The following is a 17,459-nucleotide window of genomic DNA, read 5'->3' on the forward strand; positions in this document are numbered from 1 at the left end:
TCTCGCCACGAGCCATGGAGAAGCGCAACGCCATTCCCGTCTTCGTGGTCGAGGACCAGCCGGCCATCCGCAAGGCGCTGCTGAAGTACCTGGCGACCCGCGAGGAGGTCGAGGTGCTCGGCTGCGCGCCCTCCGGGGAGCTGGGCCTGGAGGCCCTCGCCGAGCTCGGCGAGGGGGGCCGCCCGGAGGTCCTGGTCCTGGACCTCGAGCTCCCGGGCATCGACGGCATCGGCGTCCTCGAGGCGGTGCGCGAGCGCTGGCCCGAGGTGAGGGTGCTCATCCTCACGACCTTCGACGACGAGGCCAAGGTCTACGAGGCGGTGAACAAGGGGGCCTCCGGCTACCTGGTCAAGCGCATCGCCACCGAGAAGGTGGTCGAGGCGATCTGCGAGGTCGCCGACGGGGGCGTGGTGATCGAGTCCCGGATCGCGAAGCGCTTCTGGAACTACTTCGAGAGCGTGAAGGCCACGCCGAAGGTCCCCGACCGGGGCGGCCTCTCCGAGCTGGAGCTGGAGGTGCTGCACTACATCGCCCGCGGCCTCTCCAACGCCGAGGTGGGCGAGGTGATGGACATCGAGCGGCGCACGGTGCGCACCCACCTCTCGCACATCTACGAGAAGCTGGGCGTCTCCAGCCACGTCTCCGCGGTGGTCGAGGGGCTCAAGCGCGGGCTCATCAATCTCTAGATGGGCGGCCCGGGGAGCAAGGGGCGCCGGCGCATCGTGGCCGCGGCCCGGGTGCTGGACCCTCACCTGCCGGCGGGCCCGCCCCTGCGGGGGGTCGAGCTCGACGGCGGCCGCGTCCGGCGGCTCCTCGGCGAGGCCGAGCTGGCCGCGCTGCCGCCCGCCGAGATCGAGGATCACGGCGACGCCACGATCCTCCCCGGGCTCTGCGACGCCCACCTGCACCTGGCGGGGCTGGGGCGCGGGCTGCGCCAGCTCGACCTGCGGGAGGCGGCCTCCCCCGAGGCGATCCGCGAGCAGGTCGCGGCGGCGGCCCGCGACCTCCCGCCGGGTAGCTGGATCCGCGGGCGCGGCTGGGATCAGCACCGCTGGGAGGGCGCCGCCCTCCCCCACCGCGCCGTCCTCGACGCCGCCACCACCGAGCACCCCGTCTGGCTCGCCCGGGTGGACGGCCACGCCGCCTGGCTGAACGACCGGGCCCTGGCCCTCGCCGGGATCGACGCCCGCACCCCCGATCCGCCCGGCGGCACCATCGTCCGGGACGCGCGGGGCGAGCCCACCGGCGTGATCATCGACAACGCCCTCTCCCTGGCCGGCAAGGCGCTGCCCGAGCGCGACGCCGCGGAGCGGCGGGCCGACCTCCTCGCGGGCGTGGCCCACTGCCGCAGCCTGGGCCTGACCTCGGTCCACGACATGGGCACCCGCCCCCTGGATCTGCCGGTGCTGCGGGCCCTCGCCGACGAGGGCGCCCTCGACCTTCGGGTGGTGGTGTACCTGGACTGGGACGAGGCGGTGATCGCGGCGGAGCTCCCCCGCCCGCGCCAGGCCGGCGGCCTCCTGCCGATCGTGGGGGTGAAGCTCTACGCCGACGGCGCCCTCGGCTCTCACGGCGCGGCCCTGGAGGCCCCCTACCTCGACCGACCCGGGGAGCGCGGCCTGCTCCTGACCGAGCCCGCGGTGCTGCGCGAGCGCGCGCTGCGGGTCGCCCGGGCAGGCTATGACCTCGCGATCCACGGCATCGGCGACCGCGGCTGCCGCCACGCCCTCGAGGCCTTCGAGGCCGTGAGGGCCGAGGGGCACGCGGTGAACCTGCGCCTGGAGCACGCCCAGATCCTGGGCCCGGACGCCATCGAGCGGATGGTCCGCGCGCGGATCGTACCCAGCGTCCAGCCCACCCACGCGACCAGCGACATGGCCTGGGTCGAGGCGCGCCTCGGCAGCGAGCGGATGGCGGGCGCCTATGCCTGGCGCAGCCTGGCGGACGCCGGCCTCGTGCTCGCCCTGGGCTCCGACGCCCCCATCGAGCCGGCCGACCCCTGGTTCGGGATCCACGCGGCGGTGACCCGGCAGGACCGCCGGGGCTCCCCGGAGGGGGGGTGGCGGCGCTCGGAGGCCCTCTCCCTGGACGAGGCCCTGCGCGGCTTCACCTCCGGGGGCGCGCGGGCCGCCGGGCTGGAGGCGCCGGGGACCCTCCGGGAGGGCGCCCCGGCGGATCTGACGATCGTCCGGGGAGATCCCGCGGCCCTCCCGCCGGGGGACCTGCACCGGCTCGAGATCCTGGGCACCCTGCTGGGCGAGCCCTGAAGATCGAGGCCTCGCCGCCCTTACACCCCGGGCTCCATCCCGGATTCCCTTTGCCGGACGTGCTTTTCGGGGGCTAGTCTGCCGCCCCATGAAGTCGACCGCACTCGCTGCCCTCGCCCCCCGCCGCCTCCTCCCCCTCGCCCTCGGCCTGGCCCTCGGGCTCGCCGGCGCGGGCTGCCCCGGTGATCCCGAGCCGCTGCCGGATCCCATCGACCTGACGGCGCGCCTCGAGGCCGGGCAGGTGCAGGCGGGCATCGTCGAGCACGAGGACGCCCTCATCGGCGGCCCCAAGGCCGAGGGACAGGTCGGCGACATCAAGCTCTACAACAGCCACGTCGCCTTCATCGTCGAGGGCGTCCGCCTCGCCAGCGGCTACCGCTACTGGGGCGGCAACCTCGCCGACGCCGACCTCATCCGGCCCGAGGGCGAGCCCGGGCGAGACCTCTACGGCGAGGCCTTCTTCTCCTGGAACCTCGAGGTCTTCCAGCCCACCGACATCATCGTCGTCTCCGACGGCCGCGAGAGCGGCGAGGCCCACGTCCGCCTGACCGGCCGCTCGGTCCCCTTCGGCTTCGCCGAGAGCTTCCGGGACATCTTCGACGCCGACCCGGTGGACCTGGAGATCGCCTACGACTACCGGCTGGGTCCGGACGACCGGGCCCTCCACCTCACCATCAGCCTGACGAACGTCGGGGACGCCACCTCGAACATCAACCTTCCCCTGGTCTTCTCCTCCCACGGGGACGGGGTCGAGGCCTACGCCCCGGGCCCCGGCTTCGAGGACCAGAGCGCCGTGGCCAACCTCCCCTACTCAGGCGCGGTGGGCCGGGATCTCTCCTACGGCCTCATCGCCGCCGACGACGATCTGAACCCCCTCTTCGCCTACAAGGCCGTCTCCCTCACCACCCAGGAGGCCTACAACCTCCCGGCCGGCCGGACCACCACCCTCGACTACGACTTCGCCGTCAGCGAGCAGAGCGCCGCCGGCCTCGAGCTGGTCCGGGGCGACCTGCTGGGCTACCAGCCCGGCGCCCTGATCCGCGGCACGGTGAGCCTGCCGGACACGGTCGCGGACGAGACGGCCTGGGTGGCGGTGCGCGACGGCCTGAAGGTCGCCTCGCTCGCCCCGGTGGCGGCCGACGGCAGCTTCGAGGTGCCTCTCGAGCCCGGCCTCTACGAGGTGTACGCCTTCGCCTCCCAGCACCTGCCGGCCACCCCGGTGACGGTCGATCTCGGCGGCGGCGGCGAGGGCACGGCCAGCCTCTCGATCGATCGGGCGGCGCGGGTCACGAGCACCGTCACTGACACCAGCGGCAACCCCGTCCCGGCCCGGGTGACCTTCCTGCGGCAGGCGGGCACCGGCTCCCCCGAGTCGCCGTCGGAGACCCGCGCCATCTGGAGCTGGGGCCGGGGCGTGTCGGCGGTCGCCTACGTGATCGACGGCCCCGAGGAGGTCGTCCTCCCCGCCGGCTCCTACACGGCCTACGCCACCCACGGCCCCTCCTGGGAGATGGACCAGAAGGTGGTGACCGTCACCGAGGGTGAGAGCGCCTCGATCAGCTTCCAGATCGAGAAGGTCATCGACACCAGCGGCTGGGTCTCGGCCGACTTCCACATCCACGCCATGCGCAGCCCCGACTCGCGGGTGCCCTACGACATCCGGGCCAAGCAGGCCGCGACCGACGACCTCGACATCCCGGTGCTCACCGAGCACGTCTACGTCTCCACCCTCCAGCCCATCGTCGACACGCTCGGCCTGGGCGACCGGGTCATCGGCATGGTGGGCCACGAGGTCACCACCTTCTCCTACGGCCACTTCAACGCCTTCCCCCTCGACTGGCGCCCCCTCGATCCCAACGGGGGCGCGGTCTACGAGCACGGCCGCAGCCCCCGCGAGCTGATCTCGGCCATCCGCACCCAGAACGGCGAGGCCGACGAGATCATCCAGGTCAACCACCCCCGCTCCCTCGGGCCGGGCGGCTACTTCTCCTGGATCGGCCTCGACGCGGTCGCCGACACCACCAACAAGCCCGACGACTGGTCGCTGGAGTGGGACAGCATCGAGGCCTTCAACGGCGGCTGCAGCCGCGGCGGCGAGAACGGCGAGGCGGTGGACGACTGGATGGCCTTCACCTCCAACGGCTACCCGAAGACCCTCTCCTCGGGCTCGGACACCCACGACGAGGACAGCCCCCCGGGCATCCCCCGCAACTGGATCCAGCTCGACAAGGCCGCGGTCGCCGCCGATCCCCAGGCCATCGTGGCGGCGGTCCGCGACCGCAGGCTGATCGTCTCCTGCGGGCCCTTCGTGGAGTTCGCGGCCGCCGACGGCACCCGCCTCGGAGGCCGGACCGGCGTCGACGGAAGCGGCGTGGCCAGCTTCTCGGTGAAGGTGCAGGCCCCCAGCTGGATGCAGCTCGACGAGATCCGGCTCCTCGAGAACGGCGTGCCGGTCACCTCGGCGAACATCGCGGCCGAGACCGGCGTCGTCCGCTTCGAGGGCACCCTCGAGCACACGCCGGCCGCCGACGCCTGGTACGCCCTCGAGGTGCTCGGCTCGGGCTCGAGCGCCCCGATGAGCTGGCGGGGGCCTCCCTACGCCCTCTCGAACGCCATCGAGATCGACGCCGACGGGGACGGCAGCTGGACCCCGCCGGGCGCCTGATCCCGGGCCCTACTCCATCGCCGCGTCGGTGATCTCCAGGCCGCGGTCGATGATCTCGAAGCCCTCGAGGAGCTGCTCCTCGGTGATGCAGAGGGGCGGGTTGCACATGAACGAGCCCCACCGGATGAAGGTGAAGAGGCCGTTCTCCCGGAAGAAGGCGCCGAGCTTGGCCATCACGGGGCTGTTCTCGTTGTAGCCGGCGGCGCGGGTGCCGTCGGCGCTCTTCTGGAGATCCATCATGCCGAAGAGGCCCAGGCAGCGGCCCTCCTTCACGCTCGGGTGCTTCGCCTGGAGGCGGTCCATCTCGGAGCGCATCACGCCCTGCAGCTTGGCGGCGTTCTCGATCAGCCCCTCCTCGACGAGGACGTTCACGGCGGCGAGGGCGGTGGCCAGCCCCATGGGGTGGCTGTTGTAGGTCAGGCCGCCCCAGAAGACGTTGGTCTGGAAGTGCTCGGCGATCGGATCGCGCATGGCCACCGCGCCCAGGGGCAGGTAGGAGCTGGTCAGCCCCTTCGCCATGGTCACCAGGTCCGGGATGATGTCCCCGTGCTGGAAGGCCATGAGCTTCCCGGTCCGCCCGAAGCCCGCCATCACCTCGTCGCAGACGAGGAGGATGCCGTACTTCGTGAGCAGCTCGCGCAGACCCTTCAGGTACCCTTGCGGCGGCGGCAGGATGCCGTTGGTGCCGGTGACCGTCTCGATGAACATGGCGGCGATGGTGCCCGGCCCCTCGTACTGGATGACCTCCTCCAGGTAGGCGAGGTTCTTGGCCGTGATCTCGGCCTCGGACTCACCCCAGGAGAAGCTGTAGGGCCAGGGATCCATCACGTGGACGACCCCGGGCACCCCCGGCTCGTTGGGCAGGCGGCGCGGATCACCGGTGAGCTGCATGCAGGCGTTGGTGCTGCCGTGGTAGCTGCGGTAGCGGGCGAGGATCTTCTGCCGGCCGGTGTAGTGGCGCGCGATCTTCATCGCGTTCTCGTTCGCCTCGGCGCCGCCCAGGGTGAAGAAGAAGGTGTTCAGATCGCCCGGCATCAGCTCCGCCAGCCGCTGGCTGAAGCGCGCCCGGATCTCGGTGGCGGTGCCCGGGAACGCGAAGAGGAGCTTGTCGGCCTGGTCCTTGATGGCCTGGATGACCTTCGGGTGACCGTGGCCGATGTTCACGCTCATCAGCTGGCTGTTGAAGTCCAGCCAGCGCGTGCCGTCGGGGGCGTAGAAGTAGACGCCCTCGGCCCGCTCGACCGGATAGGGGTTCACCGTGGCGGTCGCCGCCCAGGTGTAGAGAGTGTGCTTCTTGCAGAGGTCGACGATCTCTTGCTGGTTCATGGGGGTTGAGATTCCAAAGAGTTAAGAGGTCCAGGTCTGGTCGGTCTGAAGGGCCCACTTGGTGGTGACCTTGCGCTGGCGGGTCCAGAAGCGGAAGCCGTCCCAGCCGCTCATGTTGCCGGGGCCGAAGGCCGAGTCGTTCCAGCCGCCGAAGCCGTAGGGGTCGCGGGGCACGGGCACGCCGATGTTCACGCCGCACATGCCGGCCTCCATCCGGGCCACCACCCGCTGGGCGACGTCGCCGCTCTGGGTGTAGATGCAGGAGGCGTTGCCGTAGGGGTTGCCGTTCTCGATGGCCAGCGCCTCGTCGAGGTTCTTCACCCGCATGATCGAGAGCACCGGGCCGAAGATCTCCTCGCAGCCGGCGGGCATCTCGGGCGTCACGCCGTCGAGGATCGTGGGGCCGACCCAGTTGCCGCCCTCGACCGGGTTCACGCCCCGGCCGTCGAGGAGCACCTTCGCGCCGGCCTTCTCGGCGCCGTCGATGTAGCCGCGGATCTTCTTCGCCGCGCCCTCGGTGATGATCGGGCCCATGTCCTCGCCGGTGCGGATCTTGCCGGCCCGCTCCACGATGGCGTCGATGATATGCTGCACGTCGCCCACGGCGACGAGCACGGCGGCCGCCATGCAGCGCTGGCCGGCGCAGCCGGAGAAGGAGGCCACGATGTTGTCGGCCGAGACGTTGAGGTCGGCGTCGGGCACCACGATGAGGTGGTTCTTGGCGCCACCCAGGCAGTTGGCGCGCTTGCCGTTCGCCGCCGAGCGCGCGTAGACGAGCCTCGCCACCTTGGTGGAGCCCACGAAGCCCACGGCCTTGATGCCCGGGTGATCGGCGATGGCCTCGACGACCTCCTGGCCGCCCTGCACGAGGTTCAGCACGCCCTTGGGCAGGCCCGCCTCGGTGAAGAGCTCGGCCTGCCGGACCGCCGAGAGGGGCACCTGCTCGGAGGGCTTGAGGACGAAGGCGTTCCCGCCGACGAGGGCCTGCGGCATCATCCAGAGCGGGACCATGAAGGGGAAGTTGAAGGGCGTGATCCCCGCCACGACGCCCAGGGGCTCGTAGTGGGTCTCGCAGACCACGCCGCGGCTCACGAGCTGGCGCTCACCGTTGGCCCAGTTGGGCAGCGAGCAGCCGAGGTCCATGCACTCGATCCCGCGCAGCACCTCGGCCTTCGACTCGGCGAAGGTCTTGCCGTTCTCGTGGGTGCAGAGCCAGGAGAGCTCGTCGAGGTGGGCGAACATCAGCTCCCGGGCCTTGTAGAAGACCTCGGCCCGCTCGCGCATCGGCCAGGAGCCCCACTCCTTCTGGGCCTTCGCGCCGGCCTTCACCGCGGCGTCGACGTCGGCGGCGCTGCCGAGCCGCACCTTCGACATGGCCTTGCCGAAGCGAGGGTTGAGGACGTCGAGGGTCTGGCTGCCGGTGGGGTCGACCCACTCGCCGCCGATGTAGTTCCTCGCCTCGGGGTGCTCGGTGAAGTCGTTGGAGGTCGCAGTGAACTTGGTCATGGGGAGGTCCTCGGGCTTTCGTCGGAAGGAATGACCTTCATGAAGAGCAGGTAGAGGCCGCCGGCCAGGAGGAAGCCGACGAACCAGGCGTAGGTGTAGAGCTGGCTGAAGAAGGAGAGCCCCGGGAAGCTCGTGACGACCTTGATCTGGGCCAGGAAGCCCGGGAGGTTGGGCAGCACGGCCAGGGTGAGGGCCAGGAGCGCGGCGGGGTTGAAGCCCCCCCGGTAGCGGTAGGGGCCGTCGTAGCGGTAGAGCCCCTCGAGATCGAGCTCGGTCTTCCGCCAGAGGAAGTAGTCGGCGATGAGGATCCCGCCGATGGGGCCCAGGAGGGCCGAGTAGCCGATCAGCCAGGTGAAGATGTAGCCCGAGGAGTCGGCCAGCAGCTTCCAGGGCATCATCGCGATGCCCAGGCCGGCCGTGACGTAGCCGCCGATCTGGAAGGTGATCTTCCTCGGGTTCACGTTGATCATCGCGTTGGCCGGGCTGACCACGTTGGCCGCGATGTTCGTCGAGAGGGTCGCCACCGAGAGGGCGAAGAGGCTCACCACCACCGCCACGCCGCCGCCCATCTTGCCCAGCAGCACCGTGGGGTCCCAGATGGGCTCACCGTAGATGACGGTGGTGGCGCTGGTGACGGCCACGCCGATGAAGGTGAAGAGCATCATCGTGGTGGGCAGCCCGATGGCCTGCCCGAGGACCTGGTCCTTCTGGCTCTTCGCGTAGCGGGTGAAGTCCGGGATGTTCAGGGAGAGGGTCGCCCAGAAGCCCACCATCGCGGTGAGCGAGGGGAAGAAGACCTTCCAGAACTGCCCCTCCTTCGGCCCGCCCTCGGCGAAGGCGCTGGGCTGGGAGAGCATCTCGCCGAAGCCGTCGGCCTTCACGTACGCCCAGGCCAGCAGGGCCAGGCCCATCACGATCAGGAAGGGCGCGGCGAGGGTCTCGAAGACCCGGATCGACTCGACGCCCTTGTAGATGATGAAGACCTGGATGGCCCAGAAGAAGAGGAAGCAGGCGATCTGCCCGGCGTTGATGCCCAGGAAGCCGACCACCTCCCCCTCGAGGCCGCCCGAGGTGAGGACGTTGAGCAGCTGGTAGATCGCCGAGCCGCCCACCCAGGTCTGGATGCCGAACCAGCCGCAGGCCACCAGAGCCCTCAGCAGGGACGCGACGTGCGCTCCATGGATACCGAAGCTGGCCCGGGCCAGCACCGGAAAGGGCACCCCGTACTTGGTGCCGGGGTGCCCGTTGAGCACCATCGGCACCAGCACGATGAGGTTGCCCAGGGTGACGGTGAGGACCGCCTGCCCCCAGCTCATCCCCTCGGCGATGAGCCCGGCGGAGAGCATGTAGGTGGGCACACAGACGACCATGCCCACCCAGAGGCTCGCCATGTTGAGGACCGACCAGTGCCGCTCCTCGAGCGTCGCCGGCCGGATGTCCTCGTTGATGAGCCCGGCGTCCGGACTCTCGACCTTCAGGTTCGCCTCTACCCCGGTCACCTAGCGAACCACCGCCGTCGGCACGGACTGCTCGTTGCGCTTCACCTGGCTCTCCCAGTAGGGCGAGCGGCAGGGGCGGTCGATCTGCCGTCCCCGGCCCTCCTCGGCCGAGAGCTGGTCGTTCTCGAAGACCACCTCGCCGCGGGAGATCGTGATGGCCGGGTTGCCGGTGGTCTCCATCCCCTCGTAGACGCAGAAGTCGTTGTTCTGGAGCATGGTGTCCCTGGAGAGGACGCGGGTCTTCTCGGGGTCCCAGACGACGAGGTCGGCGTCGGCGCCGGCCACCAGCGCGCCCTTGCGGGGGAAGACGTTGAAGATCTTCGCCGCGTTGGTCGAGGTCGCCGCCACGAACTCCGAGGGCGTGAGCCGCCCGGTGCGGACGCCGTGGGTCCAGAGCAGCGCCATCCGCTCGCCGAGGCCGCCGGTGCCGTTGGGGATCTTGCGGAAGTCCTCTCGCCCCATCCGCTTCTGCTCGGTGGTGAAGCAGCAGTGGTCGGTGGCGGTGGTCTGCAGCACGCCCGACTGGAGGCCGCGCCAGAGCGCCTCCTGGTGCGCCTTGGGCCGGAAGGGCGGGCTCATCACGTAGTGCGCCGCGGTGTCCCAGTCCTGCTCCCGGTAGCAGGAGTCGTCGACGACCAGGTACTGGGAGAGGGTCTCGCCGAAGACCCGCTGCCCCTCGAGCCGCGCCCGGGTGATGGCCTCGACCGACTCGTGGCAGGAGTTGTGGACGATGTAGAGCGGCACGCCCACGGCCTGGGCGATGCGGATGGCCCGGTTGGCGGCCTCGCCCTCGACCCAGGAGGGCCGCGAGAGGGGGTGCCCCTCGGGGCCGGTGATGCCCATCTCGTAGATCTTCGACTGGAGGGCAGCGACCAGCTCGCCGTTCTCGGCGTGGACCGAGACCAGCGCGCCCTCCTCCTTCGCCGTCTCGAAGGCCTGGATCAGCACGCCGTCGTCGGCCATCAGCGCGCCCTTGTAGGCCATGAAGAGCTTGAAGGAGTTCACCCCACGCTCGCGGCAGAGGGTCCGCATCTCCTTCGCCACCTCGTCGCTCCACCAGGTGATGGCGACGTGGAAGGAGTAGTCGCAGGCGCTCTTCTTCGCCCAGCCCTGCCAGGTCTCGAAGGCCTCGAGGAAGCTCTGCTGGGGGTTGGGGATGGCGAAGTCGATGACGAGGGTCGTGCCCCCGGCCAGCGCGTTGCGGGTCCCGGTGAGGAAGGTCTCCGAGGCCACGGTGCCCATGAAGGGCAGCTCGAGGTGGGTGTGGGGGTCGATGCCGCCGGGCATCACGTAGGCCCCGCCGGCGTCGATCACCCGGGCGCCGGCCGGCGCCTCGAGGCCCGGCCCCACGGCCGCGATCTTCTCACCCTCGACCAGAACGTCGGCGGCGAACTCGCCGTCCGCCGTCACCACGGTACCGCCACGAATCAGGATGGACATGGTCTAGCTCCTCTCTCTTTCAGTCGACGAGGTCGTCGTAGGCGTCCGGACGGCGGTCCCGGTAGAACTGCCAGGTGTTGCGGACCTCGTCGATCAGCCCGAGGTCCAGCTCGGCGACGACCAGCTCGTCCTCGTCCTCGGAGCCCTCGGCGAGGAACTGGCCCCGCGGGTTCACGAAGTAGCTGGTGCCGTAGAACTTGCCGATGTTCCAGGGGGCCTCCGTGCCCACCCGGTTGATGGCGCCGACGTAGTAGCCGTTGGCGACCGCGTGGGCGACCTGCTCGATCTTCCAGAGGTACTGGGAGAGGCCGGCGACCGTGGCCGAGGGGTTGAAGATGATCTCGGCGCCGTTGAGGCCGAGCGCCCGCGCGCCCTCGGGGAAGTGGCGGTCGTAGCAGATGTAGACGCCGATGGTGGCGTAGCGGGTCTTGAAGACCGGGTAGCCGCCGTCGCCGGGGGTGAAGAAGAACTTCTCCCAGAAGCCGGCCACCTGGGGGATGTGCTGCTTGCGGTACTTCCCGAGGTAGGTGCCGTCCGCGTCGAGGACCGCCGCGGTGTTGTAGTAGAGGCCCCGCATCGCCTTCTCGTAGACGGGCACCACGATGACCATCTCGTACTTCTTGGCGTAGGCGGCCAGCGCCTCGGTGGTCGGGCCGGGCACGGGCTCGGCGGCCTCGTACCAGCGGCTGTCCTGCGAGGGGCAGAAGTAGGGGCCGTTGAAGATCTCCTGCAGGCAGAGGATCTGGACGCCTTGCTCGCCCGCCTTCTCGATCCAGGGGATGTGCTTGTCGAACATCGCCTTCTGGATCTCGGCCACCGGCCTCGACTCGTCGTTGATCGGATTCGAGAGCTGGATCAGGCCACACTTGACCTTCTGGATGCGGGTCTGGCTCATACGGAGTCCCCCTATTCGAGCGGTGTCAGGAAAGCGCGCATCTTATCCCACCCGGAGGGCCATTTCGAGGGCAATCGGCCCCGATCCGGCTGCGAGCTGCGAGCTGTGAGCTGTGAGCTTCGAGCTTCAGGCCCGAGAGCTACCGCCCGACCGGCGCCGCCGGAGCAAGAGGCCCCCGACCAGGCAGAGCGCGACCGTCACGCCTCCACCGGCAAGGCCCGTCGAAGCGCATCCGAGGACGCAGGGGCTGCCACCCTCATGGGTGATCCGGGTCGGCTCCGACCAGGCGCCCACCCTCCCCTGGCGATCGACGGCCTGGATCCGGATCGTGAAGTCGAGGGGCGGCTGCCCCGTGCCGTCTCCCCAGGTGAAGGTCACCCGGCCCGCCTCCTGGGCCGAGACCACCTCGGTCAGCGCCATCGGCGCGTCGCCCGCGCTCACCTCGAAGTTGACGCCGAGGTCGGCGTTCAGCGCGGCCGTCGGCCCCACCTGCAGCTCGAGGTAGCCCAGGTCCTTGCAGTTGCCGCTGCCCCCGTTCTTGCCGCAGCCCCGGCTGATGGACCAGTCGTCGATCGTGAGGGGGGGCAGATCCGCCTGGGGCGTCGGGTCGGAGACGCTCACCCCGAAGTCGGTGAAGAGCACCGGCGAGCAAGCCTCTGCCGGCCGGGCGCACAGTGAGAGAGCCAGTACGGCCACCGCAGACCCGAAGAGCAGGATCGAGCGCATCATGTCGATCATCCTAGGCCAGCTCGTAGCTCGTAGCTCGCAGCCCTCACGGTAGATCCGGCCGCGGCGCGCACGCCGCACACCCGTCGGCCCCCACCACGAACATCTCGACGGAAGTGTCACAACCGGGATCCGGGCACGCCACATCCACACATCCCGCATAGGAGGGCTCGAAGGGCGGCGGCGCGCAGTCGCAGATCGGATCCTCGGGGTTGCAGCCGTAGCCGCAGTCGCAGTGGCCGATGTTCGTGACGGAGACGCAGCGGGCGACGGCCTCGCAGTCGCAGAAGCCCAGGTCGCTGCAGTCTCTCGAGGGGACGCAGACCCCGCAGCCCTCGGCGTCCCGCTCGAGGATCTCCCCGGGCTGGCACTCGACGTAGGGGCAGGCCGCAGCCTGGCAGCCGAGGTAGGGGCCGCCTCCGCAGCCGCAGTCACAGGGATCCTCGCCGGGGCACTGGTAGTCGCAGGGGCAGAGGCAGCCCTCGGAGACGAAGCGGCAGGAGGGCTCCTGCCAGCAGCCGCAGAAGTCGCGGCCGAGGCACTGGATCTGACCACCGTCGGGACCCCCATCGAAGCCGCCATCGAGGCCGCCGTCGAGGCCGCCGTCGACGCCGCCGTCGGGGCCGGCGTCCCGGGCACCCGCGTCGTCGCTCCCGGAGGAGTGGATCGTGGAGGTCGCACCACAGGCAGTGGCGACGAGGAGCAGGAGGAGGAGGAGGAGAGATCTCATCGGGGAGATCGTGAGCAGGAATCGTGCCGGGGACAAGCACCCGAAATGACGGCACAGGATCCGACGGTCACCACAGGATTCGTGCAAATGGCGCAGAAAACCGAGGAACAGCCGTGTACGGGAACGTGAACGTGTACGTGTACGTGTACGGAGGGTTCACCGCCACGCTCGCCGTGAAGAGGCCGTCCACGTCCACGTACACGTACACGGTCTTTCCTCGGTCTCGCTCCCCCTGATAGAAGCGCTCCTTTCCTGCAGTCCGTCGAGGGAGGAACGAATATGACCGCAACCGCCGGCAAGGTCCCCGAGCAACGCTCGGAGAATACCTTCGTCGATTACAAGCCCGCGTTCACGGACGCCCAGGCCCTGGCAGAGGCGAACCGCTGCCTCTACTGCTTCGACGCTCCCTGCACCGAGGCCTGCCCCACCTCCATCGACGTGGCTGGCTTCATCCGGAAGATCGCGACGGGCAACCTGAAGGGCTCGGCCCGGACGATCTTCTCCTCCAACGTCTTCGGCATGACCTGCTCGCGGGTCTGCCCGGTCGAGACCCTCTGCGCGGGCGCCTGCGTCTACCACGAGATGGAGGCCCCCCCGATCGAGATCGGCCGCCTCCAGCGGCACGTCACCGACCTCGCCTACGCGGAGGGCTGGCAGTTCTTCGAGGCGGGCCCGGACACCGGCAAGAAGGTGGTGCTGGTCGGCGCCGGCCCGGCCTCCCTGGCCGCGGCCCACCGCCTGCGCCGCTACGGCCACCAGGTCACGATCTACGAGAAGCGGGAGGTCCTCGGCGGCCTCTCCACCTGGGGCATCGCCCCCCACAAGACCCGGGCCGACACCGCCCTGGCCGAGGTCGAGTGGGTGCTCTCCATCGGAGGCATCGAGGTGAAGACCGGGGTCGAGGTCGGCGGCCCGGAGGGTCCCTCCTGGGAGGAGATCCAAACCGGGGCCGACGCCCTCTTCGTCGGAATAGGGCTCGGTAGCGATACGACCATGGGTGTGCCCGGTGAGGACCTCCCCGGCGTCGAGGGCGCCGTGGACTTCATCGAGCGGATGAAGCTGGGCGAGGTCGATCTCCAGGGCATCCGCCACGCGGCCGTGGTCGGCGGCGGCAACACCGCCCTGGACGCGGTCCGCGAGCTGCTCACCCTGGGCGTGGAGGGCGTGACCCTCCTCTACCGTCGCACCGAGCGCGAGATGCCCGGCTACGTCCACGAGTGGGACGCCGCCAAGAAGGAGGGGGCCCTGGCCCTCTGGCGCGCGGTGCCGGTGGCCTACGAGGGCGACCCCCGCATCGAGCGGGTGCGGATCGTCGCGGTCGACGAGGAGCGCAAGCCCATCGAGGGCACCGAGAGCGAGGTGCCGGTGGATCTGGTCCTCCTCGCCATCGGCCAGCAGAAGCTTGCCGAGGTCCCCGCGGGCCTCGAGGGCGTCATGCTCGACCGGGGCAAGGTGAGGGTGGACGGGCGCCAGGCCACCGGCCGCCCCGGCGTCTTCGCCGGCGGTGACTGCGTGAACGGCGGCAAGGAGGTCGTCAACGCGGTGGACGAGGGCCAGAAGGCCGCCGACGCCATCCACGAGCTGCTCGGAGGGAACCATGCCTAGCCTCAAGACCAACTGCGCCGGGATCACCTCCCCCAACCCCTTCTGGCTGGCCTCCGCGCCGCCGGCGAACTCGGGCGCCCAGGTCATGCGCGCCTTCGACGCCGGCTGGGGCGGCGCGGTCTGGAAGACCCTGGGTCAGCCGATCCAGAACGTCTCCAGCCGCTTCGGCGCCATCAACCATCGCAACTCGCGGGCGGTGGGCTTCAACAACATCGAGCTGATCACCGACCGCTCCCTGGAGACCAACTTCAAGGAGATCGCCGAGGTCAAGAAGCGCTTCCCCGAGCACGCCGTCGTGGTGTCCCTGATGGTCGACACCCGCGAGGAGTGGAACGAGATGGTGAAGCGCAGCATCGACGCCGGCGCGGACGGCCTCGAGCTGAACTTCGGCTGCCCCCACGGGATGTGCGAGCGGGGCATGGGCTCGGCGGTGGGCCAGGAGCCCAAGATCAACGAGCTGATCACCTCCTGGGTCGCCGAGGCCTCCTCGATCCCGGTGCTGGTGAAGCTCACCCCGAACGTCAGCGACATCGTGCCCCACGGCCTGGCGGCCCAGCGGGGTGGCGCCGACGGCGTCTCGCTGATCAACACCATCAAGAGCATCGTCGGCGTCGACATCGACACCTTCGTGCCCTACCCCTCCGTGGGCAAGCGCTCCACCAACGGCGGCTACTGCGGCGCCGCGGTGAAGCCCATCGCGCTGCACATGGTCGCGGCCCTGGCCCGGGACAAGGAGTTCGGGATCCCGATCAGCGGCATCGGCGGCATCACCAACTGGCGCGACGCCGTGGAGTTCATGCTCCTGGGCAGCTCCAGCGTGCAGGTCTGCACCGAGGTCATGCTCAAGGGCTACCGGATCGTCGAGGACATGATCGAGGGCCTCGAGGAGTACATGCGCTCGCATGGCTTCGAGACCCTCGACGAGCTCATCGGCAAGGCCATCCCCGCCTACTCCGAGTGGGGCGACCTCGACATCAACTACGAGTCGGTCGCCCGCATCGACGAGGAGAAGTGCATCGGCTGCCAGGTCTGCGTCGTCGCCTGCGAGGACGGCGCCCACCAGTGCATCCACGTCGACACCAGCGCCGACCCGGAGAACCGGGTGCCGCACGTCGACGAGGACGAGTGCGTGGGCTGCAACCTCTGCCAGATCGTCTGCCCGGTGCCCGACTGCATCTCCATGGTCGAGCTGGACAACGGCTACCCCGAGGTCACCTGGAACCAGCACGTGGCCTCCGGCACCGAGATCCGCCCCAAGAAGGGCGCTCACTAGTAGCGGGGGGGAGCCTCCGCTCCCCCCCGAACCCCCCCAGCCCGAGCCGGGGGAATAGGGCTCCGCTGGCCTGCGCCGGCTGACCGCCGCCTCCGGCCGCTCCGGGTACGGGGCTACCGGGGAATGAGCGAGAGGCCCACGGCCTTGCGCAGGCTCACCTGGGCCAGCGCCAGGTTGATCTCCTCCGAGATCCGCATCAGCTCGGCGCCCCGCAGGGCGGTGGAGGCGTCGCTGAGCTCGATGGCCGAGCTGGCGCCCACGGCGAAGGCCTTCTCGACCGCCTCCCAGTTGGCGCGGGCCAGGACGACCTGCTCCTGAGCCTTGGCCAGGTTGGCTCGCGCGCTCTGGATGTCGAGGCGCGCCTGACGCACCTCCCGCCGCACCCGCAGCCGCATCGAGCGCGCCTGCGCCTCGGCCTCGCGGATCTTCGCGTCGGCCTCCTTGAGCTCGGCGTAGCGCAGGCCACCGTCGTAGAGGGGGATCGAGGCGTAGGCCATCAGGGCCCAGGTGCCGTTCTCGCCCGAGAAGCCCTGGACGTTGGCGTGGGTGTAGGTCCAGCCGGCGCCGATGGTGGGCAGGAACTTGGCCCAGACGGCCTGCTTGCCGCGGGCGCCCATGTCCTGGGCGATGCGGGTGGACTCCAGCTCGGGCCGCAGCTCCCGCGAGCGCTCGAGGAGGGCCTCCAGCTCGCCGGCCACCTCGGGATCGTCACCCTCGAAGAGGGTCGGCCGCTCGACCTCGAAGTCGATGTCCTTGCGGGCCAGCAGCGTGGCCAGCCCACCGCGGGCGGCGTCATAGGCGGCCCGGGTGCGGGCGAGCTCCTGCTCGGCCTTCCCCACCTCGATCTTGGCGCGGAGCACCTGCAGCTCGGAGGCCATGTCCACCGCGAGGGCAGCCTCGGCGCTCCTCGCGTGCTTCTGGATCAGCGCGACCTGCTCCTCCCCCAGGTTGATGGCCTCCTTGAGGCCGGCGGCGAAGAGGTAGGCCTGGAAGGTGCCGAAGAGGATCTCGCGGGTGGCGGTCTCGGCCCCCAGCTCGGCCAGCTTCACCCCGTCCCCGGCCTGCGCGATCATCGGGATCAGGGGCGCCACGAAGATGGGCTGCTGGACCTCCAGGCGCGCACCCAGCTGGTGCTTCTTCTGGATCTCCATGTCCATCAGCTCGTTGGGGACCATCGAGCCGTCGGGGGTGAAGGAGAAGCCGGCCTCGAAGTTGGGGAAGGCCAGCGAGGCCTCGGTCGAGTTCATGGTCCAGCTGCCCCCCAGGGAGACCTGGGGCAGGTAGTAGGACCAGGCCTTGCGGATGGCGGTGCGCGCGCCGTCCACCCGGGCCTGCATCGCGGCGAGGTCGGGGTTGTGCTGCTTCGCGGTGGCCAGGGCCTCCTCGAGGGAGAGGACGCTGGCCTGGCCCTCCGCGGCCGCGGCCTCCTCGGCCAGGGCGGCCCGGGGGCTCCCCGAGAGCCCGGCCACGAGCAGGGTCACGTACACGTGCACGTGCACGGCCTTCATCAGGTCACGCTGCCTCATC

Annotated in this window: 13 protein-coding genes; 5 read left to right on the top strand and 8 right to left on the bottom strand. The window is 70.3% G+C overall.

Annotated features, from left to right (window positions below):
- Positions 1 to 14: 14 nt before the first annotated feature.
- The 3 genes from P1V51_19530 to P1V51_19540 all read left to right on the top strand — a co-directional run bounded on the left by P1V51_19530 (position 15) and on the right by P1V51_19540 (position 4,932).
- A complete protein-coding gene (locus P1V51_19530; GenBank protein ID MDF1565238.1) occupies positions 15 to 686 on the top strand; it encodes a response regulator transcription factor in 672 nt (223 codons plus the stop codon).
- Positions 687 to 2,267: an amidohydrolase gene (locus P1V51_19535; protein MDF1565239.1), complete on the top strand. Its 1,581-nt coding sequence runs from the start codon at positions 687 to 689 to the stop codon at positions 2,265 to 2,267.
- An 88-nt stretch (positions 2,268 to 2,355) separates the two neighbouring features.
- On the top strand, positions 2,356 to 4,932 hold the full coding sequence (locus P1V51_19540) for a CehA/McbA family metallohydrolase (GenBank protein ID MDF1565240.1): 2,577 nt from the start codon (positions 2,356 to 2,358) through the stop codon (positions 4,930 to 4,932).
- A gap of 9 nt (positions 4,933 to 4,941) precedes the next feature.
- On the opposite strand, the gene P1V51_19545 is transcribed toward P1V51_19540, so the two are convergent.
- The 7 genes from P1V51_19545 to P1V51_19575 all read right to left on the bottom strand — a co-directional run bounded on the left by P1V51_19545 (position 4,942) and on the right by P1V51_19575 (position 13,054).
- Positions 4,942 to 6,258, bottom strand: coding sequence for an aminotransferase class III-fold pyridoxal phosphate-dependent enzyme (locus tag P1V51_19545; GenBank protein ID MDF1565241.1), 1,317 nt, complete (start codon positions 6,256 to 6,258; stop codon positions 4,942 to 4,944).
- A 21-nt stretch (positions 6,259 to 6,279) separates the two neighbouring features.
- Complete coding sequence (locus P1V51_19550) at positions 6,280 to 7,764, bottom strand: CoA-acylating methylmalonate-semialdehyde dehydrogenase (protein MDF1565242.1); 1,485 nt, start codon at positions 7,762 to 7,764, stop codon at positions 6,280 to 6,282.
- Positions 7,761 to 9,263: an NCS1 family nucleobase:cation symporter-1 gene (locus P1V51_19555; GenBank protein MDF1565243.1), complete on the bottom strand. Its 1,503-nt coding sequence runs from the start codon at positions 9,261 to 9,263 to the stop codon at positions 7,761 to 7,763. The genes P1V51_19550 and P1V51_19555 overlap by 4 nt, the downstream gene beginning before the upstream one ends.
- The gene (hydA, locus tag P1V51_19560) at positions 9,264 to 10,703 is read right to left on the bottom strand and encodes a dihydropyrimidinase (protein MDF1565244.1); all 1,440 of its coding nucleotides are present in this window, start codon (positions 10,701 to 10,703) and stop codon (positions 9,264 to 9,266) included.
- Between the two features lie 19 nt (positions 10,704 to 10,722).
- On the bottom strand, positions 10,723 to 11,598 hold the full coding sequence (locus P1V51_19565) for an acyltransferase (GenBank protein ID MDF1565245.1): 876 nt from the start codon (positions 11,596 to 11,598) through the stop codon (positions 10,723 to 10,725).
- Between the two features lie 126 nt (positions 11,599 to 11,724).
- Entirely contained in the window at positions 11,725 to 12,327 is a 603-nt protein-coding gene (locus P1V51_19570; protein MDF1565246.1) for a hypothetical protein, read from the bottom strand.
- Between the two features lie 43 nt (positions 12,328 to 12,370).
- Positions 12,371 to 13,054, bottom strand: a complete 684-nt coding sequence (locus P1V51_19575) for a hypothetical protein (GenBank protein ID MDF1565247.1) — start codon at positions 13,052 to 13,054, stop codon at positions 12,371 to 12,373.
- Positions 13,055 to 13,333: 279 nt separating this feature from the next.
- On the opposite strand from P1V51_19575, the gene P1V51_19580 reads away from it, so the two are divergent.
- On the top strand, positions 13,334 to 14,659 hold the full coding sequence (locus tag P1V51_19580; protein MDF1565248.1) for an NAD(P)-dependent oxidoreductase: 1,326 nt from the start codon (positions 13,334 to 13,336) through the stop codon (positions 14,657 to 14,659).
- Positions 14,652 to 15,932: an NAD-dependent dihydropyrimidine dehydrogenase subunit PreA gene (gene preA, locus P1V51_19585; GenBank protein MDF1565249.1), complete on the top strand. Its 1,281-nt coding sequence runs from the start codon at positions 14,652 to 14,654 to the stop codon at positions 15,930 to 15,932. Before P1V51_19580 ends, preA begins: the two co-directional genes overlap by 8 nt.
- A gap of 113 nt (positions 15,933 to 16,045) precedes the next feature.
- On the opposite strand, the gene P1V51_19590 is transcribed toward preA, so the two are convergent.
- Complete coding sequence (locus P1V51_19590) at positions 16,046 to 17,458, bottom strand: TolC family protein (GenBank protein ID MDF1565250.1); 1,413 nt, start codon at positions 17,456 to 17,458, stop codon at positions 16,046 to 16,048.
- Position 17,459 lies beyond the last annotated feature (1 nt).

It is taken from the genome of Deltaproteobacteria bacterium (assembly GCA_029210625.1).
Lineage (GTDB): Bacteria > Myxococcota > Myxococcia > SLRQ01 > SLRQ01 > JARGFU01.